A 14,116-nucleotide genomic window follows, 5' to 3' on the forward strand; every position below is an offset into this window, starting at 1 on the left:
TTCGATGTTAATTTCTTGAAATGCTCAGGGAATATGGTAATATTTTCTTATAAGGATGTGAACAAAGGGGAGAAGCTTAAGGTGAATCTTTTTAAGCCGGATAAACGAAAGCTGGATGAAGGAGATGCCGGAAGGCAATTTAATATGAGAATTAATTTGTTCTTCTTCAGTACGTTTATTATTTTTTGTGCCATCATTGTTCGTCTTGCTATTTTGCAATTTGTTGAAGGGCCTGAACTAACGGAACAGGAAACGGGTGGTCATACCAAGAACTTTCCGCTGCAGCCGATTCGAGGCAGTATCATTGATGCTTCAGGAACTCCGCTGGCTTATTCTAAGCCATCTAATGCTCTCTATGTGATACTGCTGAAGAACTATAGCCAAAAGTTAGATAAAGGCCGGGAAAACCGAACGGAAATTAAGAAGACCGCAAAGGATATTGTGAAAGCATTTAACAAATTGGGCGATGGGAATCCCGATAACAAGATGACGTTTGAAGAGGTCATTAAGGCGCTTGATCTGGATTCACAGAAGCAGCACGGTTATGAGCCAAGGCGGATTAAAGGGGATCTGACCGATAAAGAGGTTGCGTATTTCGTGGAAAACAAGGACCTGTTTCCAGGAATCGAAATTGTCGAGGAGAACATCCGATTTTATGACAAGGATACGGTGGCTGTTCAAACGATTGGTTACCTCATGGAATTTAAGAGAGTCAAAAGTTTTGAGAAATACGAAAAAATCGATAAGAAAAACAAGAACCAGAAAGATCCCGCTCTAAAATACACGGAAACGGAACGTGTTGGTGTGGATGGACTGGAAATGATGTTCCAGAATGAACTGCGTGGCAAAAACGGATATATGAGCATACCGATCAATCCGCAAAATATGATTGACGGCGTCCCGACGATGGTTCCGCCGGAGAAAGGCTATAACATCTACAGCACGATTCATAAAGAAATTCAGATGAAAACCGAGCAGGCGATTGTGGACCAGATCAAGTGGCTGCATTCGACTCCGTTCTCAGGCAGAACCCATCCGGAGGCCATAACAGGTTATGCGGTTGCGATGGAAGTGGATACTGGAAACGTGGTTGCGATGGCAAGCATTCCGGATTATGACCCCAACGTGTGGAAAGACGGTACGAATGATTTGGACAGCGTGCGCCCTTATATCGGGAACGGTACGATTTCGCCTTACAGCAGCGGTCGTTCAGCAAGAGGTCTGGATTCGATCCCCTGGCTGGGTTCCACAATTAAGCCGCTAAGTGTGCTGATCGGTTTGAACGAAGGATTATTTGGGGTCAATACTTCTTATCATGACCAAGGTTATGCTCAAATTGGTAATGACAAGAATGCAAGGCCCTCTAACTCAGGAGGGAAAGCATTAGGTTCCATCGATCCTGCCAAAGCGATTGAACAGTCTTCGAATGCCTTCATGGTTGATATGGTTGGTGAGGGGTTGTATGGCAAATATGGGGCTGAAGGTATTGATGTATGGCACAGGTATATGACAGACTTTGGTTTGGGAGTGGCACCAGGATCCGGATTGCCAAATGAACATCGAGGAAAAAAAGACTATGACAAGATTAAACAGGCAGGCAGTCCACTTGCTGCACTAGCCTATGCTTCGTTTGGTCAATCCGGCGGTTATTCGACGCTTCAGCTTGCTCAATATACGGCGATGCTGGCAAATAAAGGTGAACGAATTAAGCCGCAGCTGTCCAGCAAAATCGAGACACAGGATGGTAAACTTGTGAAAACCTTTAAACGAGAGGTCCTCAGTAAAGTAGATATTCCTGACAGGTATTGGAACGAAGTGATCCAAGGGATGAACACGCAGGGTCTTCCTTCATTTGAGGGGTTTGGTTATGACTTTGCACGCAAAACGGGTACGTCCCAGATGGAAATCTACGTAGATGGAAAACGAATCCTGACCGACAACGGTGTCTTCATTGCATTTGCACCGCGGAAGAATCCCAAACTTGCCGTAGCTGTAATCATCCCGGAAGGCGGTTTTGGTGCTTACAGCGCCGCTCCCGTCGCCCGCAAAATATTTGATGCCTATGATGAGGTGTACGGGTTGGACGGCACACCGCATCCTAAGAAAGCGGAATCCGTAGATGAGGGTGCTGAAGGATCAGATAAACCAGACGATTCAGACGCAGAAAGCACGGAATAAACTCGATCTCACGGATGGATAACGTAAAGAGCAGGCTGGGATTACATGATCCGGCCTGCTTTTTTTGAGTCCATATTGTTAAATTCTTGAAAGGTGAACCGTGTATATGGTTTATGGTAAGATGATCTTATGTGAAAGTGAACAAAGGGGAGAAGCTTAAGGTGAAGTTTTTTAAGCCGGATAAACGAAAGCAGGATGAAGGAGATGCCGGAAGTCAATTTAATCTGAGGATTAATTTGTTCTTTTTCAGTACGTTTATAATATTTTGCGTGATTATTGTCCGACTTGCTATCTTGCAGTTCGTGGAGGGCCCTGAACTGACGGAGCAAGAAACCGGCGGTCGGACGAAGAACTTTCCGCTTCAGCCGATCCGGGGCAGTATTATTGATGCGTCGGGAACACCGATTGCTTTCTCTAAGCCCTCGAATGCGCTTTATGTTACGTTGCTGAAGAACTACAACAGTCAAACAGAAAAAGGGAAGGAAAACCTTCCGGAGATTAAAGCATTTGCAGAGAAGATGTTCAAGGTGTTTGAGGAGCATGGGGCTGCAGATGCAGAGAAGATGACGGTTGAAGATATTCTGGATAATTTGGATCTCGACTCGAAGAAACAGGGCGGATACGAGCCACGAAGAATCAAAGGGGATCTTACGGATAAGGAAGTTGCTTATTTTATTGAAAATAAGGATGAATTCCCCGGTGTGGAAATTGTGGAGGAGAACATCCGTTATTACGATAAGGATACCGTAGCTGTGCAAACCATTGGCTATTTGCAAGAGTTTAAAGGTGTTAAAAGCGTTGATAAATATAAAAAGATTGATGAACAGAACAAGGACCAGAAGGATCCCGGATTGAAATATACGGAAACTGAGCGGGTTGGCAGAGATGGATTAGAACTGATGTTCCAGGATGAACTCCGGGGTAAAAACGGTTATATGAGCATTCCAATTAATCCTCTAAATATGATTGACGGTACGCCTATACTTGTTCCACCTGAGAAAGGAAACAACGTACACACTACAATTCATAAAGAGATTCAGCAGAAGACAGAGCAGGCGATTGTAGATCAGCTCAAATGGCTGCAAACCGTACCGTTTTCGGGTAAGACCCATCCCAATGCCAAGACGGGGTACGCAGTGGCCATGGAGGTGGATACAGGCAACATAGTTGCCATGGCTTCCATACCGGATTATGACCCTAATGTATGGAAGGATGGAACGGATGATTGGGATAAAGTTATGCCTTATTATGGAAATGGAACCATTACTCCGTACAGCTCTGGCCGTTCAGGGAATAATCTCGATTCTGTACCACTGCTTGGTTCAACGATCAAACCTTTGAGTGTTCTGATGGGTCTGAACGAAGGATTATTTGGAGTGAACGACTATTATTATGATAAGGGGTATGGAGAATTTGGCGGTGACAAGTCAAGAGTCCGTAATTCCCAGTCGAGAGTATTCGGACCCATTGATCCTGCCAAAGCAATCGAGCACTCCTCCAACGCCTTTATGGTGGAGTGGGTAGGGAAACAATTGTTTAACAAGTATGGTGCCAAGGGCATCGATGTATGGGATAAATATATGAAGGATTTCGGGCTCGGGGTATCAACGGAATCAGGACTGCTAAATGAATTCAAGGGTAAGATTGAGTACAGAAATATCAAACAGGCGGGCAGTCCGTTGGCCGCGCTTGTATTTGCCTCCTTCGGTCAATCTGGGGGATATACAACACTTCAGCTAGCCCAGTATACGACTATGCTTGCGAATCAAGGCGCTCGGCTCAAACCTCAGCTGGCTAGCAAGATTGAGGATCAGAACGGTAATGTTGTCAAGGAGTTTAAACGTGAGGTTTTGAATGAGGTGAAATTCCCCCAAATCTATTGGGATGAAGTCATCAAGGGGATGAATACGCAGGGATTGCCATCATTCGATGGCTTTGGGTATGATTTTGCCCGTAAGACAGGTACATCACAGCAGGATGTATATATTGACGGAAAAAGAATTTCAACAGATAACGGGGTGTTCATCGCCTTTGCCCCAAGGGAAAAACCGAAATTGGCAGTAGCCGTAATTATACCAGAGGGCGGATTCGGATCTTATAGTGCTGCGCCGATCGCTCGTAAAATCTTTGACGCATATGATGAAGTATACGGCTTAGACGGCACACCGCATCCTAAGAAAGTAGAAAATGCGGATGAAGGTGCTGATGAGTCAGATGCTGAAAGCACGGAATAATCTGCTCCCACGGATGGACAATATGAAAGGGCAGGCCGGGATCATATTATCCTGGTCTGCTTTTTTTAAAGTTCGAGGTTGTCTGTCAAATCGAGCTTTGGGCTTCTTTTTTTATTTGTGGTAAAATGTCGTTATATTTATACAAGAGAGAAGAACTAAGGGGGATAAAGTCATGAATCATAAGTTCAAACTGTTGGCATTGGATATGGACGGAACACTGCTTCAGGATGATCATGAGGTTTCACCGGAAACAGTGAAGTGGATTAAGGAGGCAGTTCGGCAAGGGGTTCATGTATGCTTGTCCACAGGCCGGGCATTTTCCAATGCATATCCTTATGCACAACAGTTGGAGCTTACAACCCCGATGATCACCGTGAATGGCAGTGAGGTTTGGCGGGCGCCCTATGATTTGTACCGCCGTTCGCTGCTTGACGTAGAGCTTGTTCGCAAAATGCACGCACTCGCTGTTGAGACCGGCTCTTGGTTCTGGGCCTACACCGTAGATCAGATGTACAACCGGGACAACTGGGCCGGAGACATTGATACTAAGGAATGGTTGAAATTCGGTTATCATATGGATGACGATGATGTACGACATAATATTCTTATGAGGCTTCAAGAAATGGATGGCCTAGAGATCACGAATTCATCGCCCTCTAACTTCGAGATTAATCCTAAGGGAATTAATAAGGCTGAAGGCATCAAGCAGGTGTGTCAGCTTCTTGGACTTGATATATCACAGGCGGTCGCTGTAGGTGACAGTCTGAACGATTTGGCAGCAATTCAACAGGCTGGCTTAGGCGTTGCTATGGGGAATGCCCAGCAGACCCTCAAGGACGAAGCGGACGTTGTAGTGGCCAGTAACAATGATGACGGTATCGTCGAAGTGATCCGTGATTATATTTTGTGTGGGGAGTGATTTATAGGTGGATGTATTGGGTTGGATCATAGTCATCGCCCTGTTTCTGGTCGGTATGGCCGGTGCTATTTACCCGATCCTGCCTGGCGTGGTCGCCATTTATTTGGCACTGTTCGTTTACGGCTGGTTCTTTACTTTTGAGCATTACAATGCGTTATTCTGGATTATTCAGACCTTGATCTTAGTTATGCTGTTTGTTGCCGATTATGCAGTTAACGCCTGGGGTGTTAAAAAACTGGGCGGCTCCAAGGCATCCATCTGGGGAAGCACCATCGGTTTAATTATCGGTCCATTTGTCATTCCCGCTTTCGGTCTTGTGATCGGTCCGTTTGTCGGAGCCTTTCTCGGGGAGATGCTGGCAGGCTCAGCACCGGGAAAATCGGTTAAGGTAGGACTCGGTTCGTTACTAGGCCTATTCAGCAGTATTGTAGTGAAGATCGTTTTACAGCTTGCTATGATTATTATTTTCTTTGTTTGGATTTTTTAGGGTGGAACTGCACTAGCAGGCGCCTTTTGTGAGAAAGAAGGGTAAGGACTTGTCAAAAAAAGATACATTCATCAGAGGTACGATCATACTGGCAGCAGCTGCATTAGTGGCCCGGGTATTGGGTCTGGCCCAGCGGATACCGCTGGAGCACATGCTCAATGATATAGGGGACGCGTCCTTTACGATTGCAAACAATGTGTATTTAATGCTGCTGGCCTTGGCAACGGCTGGTATCCCGAGCACACTCAGTAAGATGGTATCTGAGCGCTATGCGCTGAACAGACCGGCCGAGGCCAAGCGGGTTTATCAGGCAGCGCTATTCTTTTCGGCTGGTGCCGGGGTTGTCATGACGTTGCTACTCTATTTTGTCGCGCCTTATTACGCCACCTACGTTGCGGAGGTACCGGAATCTGCTGCTGCAATTCAGGCTCTGGCTCCAGCGTTGCTGCTTTTCCCAACTATTGCGATGATGCGGGGGTATTTCCAGGGTCGGAACTTTATGACGGTTGGCGGGGTATCACAGATCGTGGAACAGATCGCCAGGGTGGTGACCGGTATTGGTCTGGCTTATATTCTGGTCCGCCTCGGTTATGATGACACATGGGTAGCGGCAGGGGCGTCCTTTGGTGGTGTGCTCGGAAGTATTGCTGCTTTTGGCGTCATGATCTTTTTTGCCATTAAGCTGCGCCGTCAGGATCGGAAACAGAATCTGCCAGGAGCGGATAGGTCCATTCCTCTTGGGGGTATTTATAAAGCTATTTTTACTTTGTCCATTCCGATTGTGCTGTCGTCACTTGCGGTTCCAGCGATTAACTTCATAGACGGTTCCATTGTTAAACCATTGCTGACCGGAGAAATCGGTGCCGAGGAGGCAACGGCGGCTCTAGCGGTATTAGGGACGAGGGCGCAAAGTATCGCGGGAATTCCACCAATCCTTGCGATCGCACTGAGTCAATCCTTGATACCGATTATCTCTGCTGCGTATGCCAGAAAAGATCAGGATCATCTGCAGCGTCAAGTTACACTCGCCTTAAAGATATCGATTCTGACGGGAATGCCTATTGTACTTGCTCTGGTTGCTGCATCCTACTCCGTAAATGGCCTACTTTTCAGCTCATTAAACGGCAGTGGGATTATCGCTATGCTGACCTTCGGTACGATATTCCAAATCACGATGATGACTTCAGGCTCCATCCTGCTTGGAATCGGGAAAGCCAAGGTTTCAATGGTTCACGTGATGATCGGTATTGTTATCAAGCTGGGCGCAAGTGCCCTGCTCGCTCCGCTGTTCGGGATTTATGGAATCATTGGCGCTACATCTCTATGCTTCCTCGTGATCACAGTGCTTAACTTACGTGCAATTAAAGCCATTGTCCCGTTCTCTATTTTGGGCTCTCGTTGGACAGGCTTTATCATTACAGCACTGGCTGCTCTAGGTATAGGTTATGGAGTAAACCAGCTGGGGATCCAAATGGTCGACTTGATGCCTGCCCGGCTTGCTTTCTTTATCACATGTTTGTTGGTAGGAGCGGTCGTTGTAATAATTTATCTGGTCCTGCTTATCATGTTAGGTGTACTGCGGCAGTCGGAGCTTTCGAGCTATCCACGTCTGCTGCAAAAGTTGTTCCGTCCTCTCATGCGCCTTCAGCCTTCACGGCTTCGGGAACGTGGTTAGAAGGGGGTTTACAGCAATAACAAACGGTTCTCCGATGCGGGGAGCCGTTTTTTGTTAAAATACGCGGACAATAAACATTTGTTCATTAAGAAGCTGCGTATATCGCGGCTTGTTGGTGCTATCTAACGAAAGAGGTTAGTCTTGGAGAATATACCCTTTACACTATCAGCACTTGTTGTCATTCTAATTATTAAGAGTTTATAAAGGTTCCGGGAGCTTTATATGTTCTGCCTATAATAGATATTGAAAGAGGGATACGGCTATGAAGCAGAGCGCAGCGGTACTGCTGGTGGAGGATGACCGGGAGATTGCAAGGATTGTGTGTGATCATTTGCGTAAGGAGGAATACCATGTAACCTGGGCATCAACAGGCAAGGAAGGCTGGGAAGATTTTAAGCTGGGGCATTATGATTTAGTGCTGGTTGATCTTATGCTTCCTGAAGTGGATGGGTTCACACTTTGTCGGAGCATTAGAAAAGAATCGGAAGTGCCAATGCTAATAATCAGTGCCAGGATTGAGGATGAAAGTAAGATCCGAGGGCTTGATCTCGGCGCAGATGATTATGTGACCAAACCTTTCAGCCTGGAGGAATTAAGTGCAAGGATCGGATCTCATTTAAGGCGATACCGGCGGTATCAAAACCAGCAGGATACGGAGAAGGCGGTCAGCTATGCTCATGGCCTGAGCATTGATTTTTCCAGCAAAAGCGTCTATCTAAACAAAGAGCTTCTGCTGCTGACGGCGAAAGAGTGGGAATTGCTGTGCCTCTTGGCCAAAAACCCTTTCGAGATTTTTTCCAAATCGGCTCTGTATGAGCATGTCTGGCAGCAGGAGGATGTGAATGGGAATAATACGGTCACAGTCCATATTAAAAGTTTAAGAGCAAAGTTAAAGGATGATACCCGCTCATCTTCCTTTATTCAGACTGTCTGGGGCGTCGGCTACCGCTTTATTGGAGAGGTACTATGAAAATCAGAAATTGGCTGATGATTAGTTATATTATTGTTATGCTGCTGCCGATTATGGCTCTGTATCTTTTCTATATCACTGTGAGCAGCTATGATCAAAAGCGAGACATGCTCGAATATATGGAGTTTACTAAGTCACTATCTGAACTTGAGCCTGTCTTGGAAAATCCGGTTTATTACAAAATACAGCCGCAGAAGCAGTATAGGAAAGTGGACAGTCTGGCTGATAAGTCGATGAGAATTACACTGTATCGTTATGATGGCATCCTGCTCTACTCTTCCTCGCAAGAGCCGTTTGTAGGCCGGCTTACTAAGCTGGATAAGAATCAGCTATACAAAAATGTGAATCAGTTCCAGAAAAATCTGCGCACATATTCTGTAAAAAAACCTGTGACTGGCAGTGAAGGTGAATTAGTCGGGTTTTATGAGGTGACCATCAGCAGGGATGAATGGCTGAGGGGTGTGCAGGACCGCACGATTTTAATTTTTGGCGGACTGTTCATCTTTATGATCATTGTCTTCTTAACAGTTGTATATTTGCTGAACCGGAAGCTGAATCAGCCCTTGCAGTCGCTGCAACGACAAATGACCGCTTTTGCGGACGGCAGGAAAGTCTTATCATCAAATCCTCCCTCTAACGATGAAATTGGAGAGCTGCAGACTTATTTTTATAGAATGAAAGAACAGATCGAAAAGTCGCAGCAGGAAGTTGTTCAACAGCAAAAAGAAAAAGAGTACATTCTTGCCGCTCTATCGCATGATCTGAAGACGCCCTTGACTGTCATCCAGGCTTATTCGGAAGCATTACAAAGCAACCGGCAGCTATCTGAAAAAGAAAAGAAAGAATATCAGACTATTTTATTTGAAAAATTGGCATATATGAAGCAATTGATTGATGATTTGACGCTTTATGCCACTTTACAGGCCTCACACCACCAAACAGAGCTGGTTGAAGTGGAAGGAGAGGAATTCTTTGATATGCTTCTTTCCGGTTACGAAGAACCATGCTCGAAGAAAGGGATAAAGCTCCGTATCGACCAAAGAATCTCCGGTACTTACAGAGTAAATGTTAAGCAGATGGTTCGGCTTGCTGATAATTTGGTGGCCAATGCCATTCGCCATACAGATTCAGGAAAAGAGATTCTGCTTGCTGCACTATCGTCAGATGAGCATCTATCACAAGAAGTTTTCCCCGTATTTAAAGAGGAATTAGATGAATGGCGAAAAGGCGGAACCATAATATTGATTCAAAATGAAGGAAACAGCATACCGGAGCCTATGCAAGAAAAAATATTTCTTCCTTTTGTCCAGGTAGACGGATCGAGAGGGCATGGCGGAAGCTCGGGGCTAGGGCTGAGCATAGCCAAAATGCTGATCGAGAGACATGAAGGGAAAATAAAATTGTGGTCCAGCGCTGGATACGGAACCTTGGCCGCATGCTGGATAAAAGAAAGGTAGGAGAAGAGAGTTGAAGATAAGAAATCTGTTAATCGTACCTGTTGCAGCTATCTTTATGTTATCAGGATGCACCGGGAATATCACCGCTTCTTCGGAGGATATTATGTCTTATGTACTGGAGACGGATAATAAGCTCGAAACGTATATGGGCGAAGGAGAACTCAAGATTTTTACGAATGATGAGTTGACTGAGGATGTGTCCTTTAAGGAGTATGCCGGAACTGATGGAAAAAGAAAGTTTGTTTCAGTTGATAAATTGCGTGATAAGAAGTCTTACACACTAAATGACGGTAAACAGGTGCTGATGTATGAAGAAGGAAGTAACCAGGCTCAATCGATTGACCTTGCAGGCATAGATTTGCCAAGCAACCTGACGCAAAAAGAGCAGCTGACCAGGATGCTCGAAAGCCTGCAAGACCACTATACGTATGAAGTGGTGGGAGAGGAAAAATTACTTGGTAAGAATACTTATCATTTAAAGGTAAAAGCCAAGTCGAAGAATTCTCTTTTAGGAGACATGGAGTTTTGGGTTGATCAAAAAACATGGTTTCTGGTTAAGTCAAATTCTATCTCAGGCGATATCCGTTCTGAAGTGACTTACACATCACTGGATGATTCACCAAGTTTTGATAGTAATACCTTTACGCTTGACCTGCCTGAAGATGTAGAAATCAAGGCATTGAATACGGAATACCCAACCCATTCAGGAACGCTGGCGGAGGCTGTTGAAGCACTGGGCCATCCTTTTCTTGTATTCCAGGATTCCGAAGAGAAGATAGATAAAGTGGAATGGAACATCTATGAAGGCGAGCTGAACAGAACAGAAGTAACCGTTTATTATACCGAGCAGGATATCCCTTCATCGACACTGAGCATTTTTGAAATCCCTAAAGGAGAGGGTGCTAAGATTAAAGGAAATGTGACGGTACGAGGTATGAAGGGTGAATATATGGAAGACTTACGCGTACTCACCTGGGACGAAGGAAAACTACGCTATTCCATTATGATTGACCATCCGGATATCACCAAGGAAGAAATAATCAAAAAAGTAGATAAAATGGAGCTGAGCAGCGGAAGAGAAAGCTAAAGAAGAAAAAGAGAGAACTGCATCATGTGACCCCCACCAATAAAGCAATTGGTGGGGGTCCTTTGATTTGAATATGTTATGGATTCAAGTGCCCGCTCAGATCATGAGCGAATGCCGTTCTCTCCAGCGCAGTGCGGTGGGCATGGGTCATATCAACCAGAAAAGGGCGAATAGGCTTGCTTAGATGACGCAACATGGTAGGTTCCTGAAACCAATCAAAGCGGGGAATAGGCTCGTACTCCGTATCATGCCACACATCTTCAAGGAGCGGGCTGTATAGCTGATGGCCGTTTGTCAGCCACTCTGATTGAAGGAGCTCTTTACTTTCTACAAGTGAGTTCATAGTTTTATTGCGCTGTGTTGTGAATAGGGCTGGCCAGTATTCCGAGCGTGAGCCCAAATGCGGTGAGCAGTGGACATATTTGAATACGCCGCGGTAAATATCCTCATATCCAAACAGCATGGCATACAGCGATTTTCCAGCTTTGATCCGGGTTGATGGATCGTCAAAATGCTTCATGGTCAATCCGACTAAAGGCCGAAGAGGCAGGATGGATTGTTTAAATAAATCATGTCTGCAGCGGGTATCGCCTAATGGAAAAATGATTTGATTCAACCGCGCAAGCTCGTGCAACTGGAAAGATGGAGCGTCTAATACATTTTTACGGAAATATGGGTGGCGTACGACACGGTTTTCTATATAATTTTGCTCATTGATGATCAAGGCGACAGTCAGCAGGCTGCTGTTCCGATCGATCCAAAACCGCTCCCAAAATGGAGACATGAATGCCGAAACGTGAAAATAAGGGAGAAGATGAAAGTAGCTTTGTTCCTTCTGTTTGCTAAATTTATAGAGCAAAAGTTGCGGATAGGCGTCTTGAAATATCAAGGCATTACAACGTTCGAGAAACCGATACAGATGGCTCTTGAACCGGTTGTCGGTCAAATCGGACATGAGACCGCTCTGCAGGTCGGACATATTCCATCCGGCATTTCTAGAAACCATGTGAGCAAGAAGAGCCCAATGAATCTCTGGATAGTCCTCGTAAAACTCGAGATAAGCCCGGGTACGTGTAATGTTGCTTTTATTGGCTTCGGTAACAGCTTCATGAATACGCTGGATGAGAAGATGATCTTGTGCGGGAAGCTGACCCAGGTTATTTTCGGCCGTTGAATCCCTGAGCAAGGGATCGAACCTCATCGTTTGACCTGCGCGTTCTCGCTGGCATCCTTCGGCAGTTTTATCCAGCAAACATGTGATACTTCTGGCGGCGCCTTCATTCCAGGCTAGGTCCTTAGGGTAGCGCCGAAGTTCACTGGACGCAATCCAAGCGGCGGTTAAACCGCCAAATGCTTCAGCAGCAGCACGAGGGACGGAAAACAGCAGTGACCAGATAGACTGGCGACCGGTCTTGAAACCTTTGGAATGGCTCATAAGGCACCTTCTTTCCTGAATTTCAGTGATCTTATTGTCAGTATGGCTTTAAAATTTGACTTCCACTCAACATTTTGCTTCACTTAGGGAGAACAAATTCAGACGGAAAGGGGAGATTCCCATGGAAAAGATTACATCAGAAGCTGAATTTCAGGTATCGATTCAGTCTCCTAGATTGACGGTTGCTGTATTTAAGGCAGACTGGTGCGTCGATTGTAAATTTATTGATCCATTTATGCCGGAAGTGGAGAGTAAATATTCCGACCGGTTAACACTGGTGGAAGTTGATGTTGAAGCCGTTGGTGACGTAAGCCAGCAGCAAAACATTATGGGCATCCCAAGCTTCGTAGCCTACACAGATGGTCGTGAGCTGGTCCGGTTTGTAAATAAGCTGCGCAAGTCACGGGAAGAAATTGAAACTTTCCTAGATCGCGCTTTAGAGGTATACGGAACAATCCACAAGTAATTACATCACACCGCTGACCGTTTACACGGGCAGCGGTGTTTTGTTTTTGAACATTTTGTCACAATCAGTCTATATCGAATCCAGTGAATCAGTTATAATATATGTTGGACTGTCATTTAGTAGCTGTGAAAGGCAGTAAGCAATGTTAGATTAGTAATTATTATGAATACGGTCAGCAGGTGAAATCGTGAATAATAAACAATTAAAATGGCTTAGTTACTTGACGTGTCTGGTCATGTTTCTGGCAACCTTTGGCGGTATGGTCGTAACTAAAACCGGTTCGGGCATGGGGTGCGGACAGGAGTGGCCTTTGTGTAACGGCAAGTTTGTTCCCGCTTACACATTGTCATCCATGATAGAGTACTCCCACCGTGCTATCAGCGGAATGGCCGGCTTGTCGGCTCTTGCTTCTTTGATTGCGTTCTGGAAGTTTAAGCGCGAGCGCCGTGACCTCGTTACATATGCGGTCCTGACCTCCATATTTGTCATTCTTCAAGCAATTATGGGCGCAATGGCTGTTATGAAGCCGCAATCCGCAGCTGTGATGGCGTTGCATTTCGGATTCTCCCTTGTTGCGTTCGCAAGCTCTGTCATGCTTGCATTAGGTATGCGCAGAATTGAGCAGACCAAAGAGTCTGGTAGGCTCGAACAGCTGCCTCGGGTGAGCAAGTCATTCCGTAATTTGGTCTGGGCTACAACGATATATTCCTATATCGTCGTGTACATCGGTGCGTTTGTCAGTCACACCGATTCGAGGGAAGGCTGTTCGGGGTGGCCGCTGTGCAACGGCGAGATCATACCAGAGCTTTCCGGTGGAGTAGGTATTGCATTTATGCATAGAGTTGCAGCTGCACTTCTGCTTATCGTGGTCGCGATCATGGGGCATTTTGCATTTTGGCGTAACCGGGATAACCGTGAAATTCAAATGCTTGGAGTCGCCGCAGTGACGCTCTGTTTACTGCAAGTTCTGAGCGGTCCACTGCTGATGGCAACGATGCATAATGAAGAACTGTATATTTTTGCAGCTTTGGGACATACACTGCTTATTTCTGTGTTATTTGGAGTTTTATGTTATTTAAGTGTAAGGGCATGGCAGTTAAGCAAGCTTGAAGCACCACTTAGTGAAGAGTCAATCCCTTTCAACAATAGAGTATAAATCGTTGATTTATCATAATCATTTCTACAAAGTCCACGGGCAAGCTGTTCGG

The 14,116-nt window shown here is 45.5% G+C and carries 11 protein-coding genes; 10 read left to right on the forward strand and 1 reads right to left on the reverse strand.

What is annotated here, in order from left to right; all coding sequences use genetic code 11:
- Positions 1-81 precede the first annotated feature (81 nt).
- The 8 genes from B9N86_RS03755 (at position 82) to B9N86_RS03790 (ending at position 11,007) form a co-directional block, all read left to right on the forward strand.
- Positions 82-2,178 carry a peptidoglycan D,D-transpeptidase FtsI family protein gene (locus B9N86_RS03755; protein ID WP_208917827.1) on the forward strand — a complete coding sequence of 699 codons (2,097 nt, stop codon included), beginning with the start codon at positions 82-84 and terminating at the stop codon, positions 2,176-2,178.
- Positions 2,179-2,339: 161 nt separating this feature from the next.
- Positions 2,340-4,412 carry a peptidoglycan D,D-transpeptidase FtsI family protein gene (locus B9N86_RS03760; RefSeq protein ID WP_208917828.1) on the forward strand — a complete coding sequence of 691 codons (2,073 nt, stop codon included), beginning with the start codon at positions 2,340-2,342 and terminating at the stop codon, positions 4,410-4,412.
- Positions 4,413-4,584: 172 nt separating this feature from the next.
- On the forward strand, positions 4,585-5,331 hold the full coding sequence (locus tag B9N86_RS03765; protein ID WP_208917829.1) for a Cof-type HAD-IIB family hydrolase: 747 nt from the start codon (positions 4,585-4,587) through the stop codon (positions 5,329-5,331).
- Positions 5,332-5,338: 7 nt separating this feature from the next.
- On the forward strand, positions 5,339-5,818 hold the full coding sequence (locus B9N86_RS03770) for a DUF456 domain-containing protein (RefSeq protein WP_208917830.1): 480 nt from the start codon (positions 5,339-5,341) through the stop codon (positions 5,816-5,818).
- Positions 5,819-5,867: 49 nt separating this feature from the next.
- Positions 5,868-7,493, forward strand: a complete 1,626-nt coding sequence (locus B9N86_RS03775; protein WP_208917831.1) for a putative polysaccharide biosynthesis protein — start codon at positions 5,868-5,870, stop codon at positions 7,491-7,493.
- Between the two features lie 262 nt (positions 7,494-7,755).
- Positions 7,756-8,463: a response regulator transcription factor gene (locus tag B9N86_RS03780; RefSeq protein WP_208917832.1), complete on the forward strand. Its 708-nt coding sequence runs from the start codon at positions 7,756-7,758 to the stop codon at positions 8,461-8,463.
- Entirely contained in the window at positions 8,460-9,920 is a 1,461-nt protein-coding gene (locus B9N86_RS03785; RefSeq protein WP_208917833.1) for a sensor histidine kinase, read from the forward strand. Before B9N86_RS03780 ends, B9N86_RS03785 begins: the two co-directional genes overlap by 4 nt.
- Positions 9,921-9,930: 10 nt before the next feature.
- The gene (locus tag B9N86_RS03790) at positions 9,931-11,007 is read left to right on the forward strand and encodes a LolA family protein (protein ID WP_208917834.1); all 1,077 of its coding nucleotides are present in this window, start codon (positions 9,931-9,933) and stop codon (positions 11,005-11,007) included.
- A gap of 76 nt (positions 11,008-11,083) precedes the next feature.
- Here the strand turns inward: B9N86_RS03790 and B9N86_RS03795 are convergent, their stop codons facing one another.
- Positions 11,084-12,442, reverse strand: coding sequence for a DUF2515 family protein (locus B9N86_RS03795; protein WP_208917835.1), 1,359 nt, complete (start codon positions 12,440-12,442; stop codon positions 11,084-11,086).
- A gap of 121 nt (positions 12,443-12,563) precedes the next feature.
- On the opposite strand from B9N86_RS03795, the gene B9N86_RS03800 reads away from it, so the two are divergent.
- Complete coding sequence (locus tag B9N86_RS03800) at positions 12,564-12,908, forward strand: thioredoxin family protein (RefSeq protein ID WP_208917836.1); 345 nt, start codon at positions 12,564-12,566, stop codon at positions 12,906-12,908.
- A 187-nt stretch (positions 12,909-13,095) separates the two neighbouring features.
- Positions 13,096-14,064 (forward strand): COX15/CtaA family protein, encoded by a 969-nt coding sequence (locus B9N86_RS03805; RefSeq protein ID WP_208917837.1) that lies wholly within the window; start codon positions 13,096-13,098, stop codon positions 14,062-14,064.
- Positions 14,065-14,116 lie beyond the last annotated feature (52 nt).

The organism is Paenibacillus uliginis N3/975, from assembly GCF_900177425.1.
Classification (GTDB): Bacteria; Bacillota; Bacilli; order Paenibacillales; family Paenibacillaceae; genus Paenibacillus_AQ; species Paenibacillus_AQ uliginis.

Bases quoted from the DNA above. Each gene is read 5' to 3' on its own strand.
- B9N86_RS03795 (WP_208917835.1), bottom strand. From the start codon at position 12,442: ATGAGCCATTCCAAAGGTTTCAAGACCGGTCGCCAGTCTATCTGGTCA.
- B9N86_RS03785 (WP_208917833.1), top strand. From the start codon at position 8,460: ATGAAAATCAGAAATTGGCTGATGATTAGTTATATTATTGTTATGCTG.
- B9N86_RS03800 (WP_208917836.1), top strand. From the start codon at position 12,564: ATGGAAAAGATTACATCAGAAGCTGAATTTCAGGTATCGATTCAGTCT.
- B9N86_RS03780 (WP_208917832.1), top strand. From the start codon at position 7,756: ATGAAGCAGAGCGCAGCGGTACTGCTGGTGGAGGATGACCGGGAGATT.
- B9N86_RS03765 (WP_208917829.1), top strand. From the start codon at position 4,585: ATGAATCATAAGTTCAAACTGTTGGCATTGGATATGGACGGAACACTG.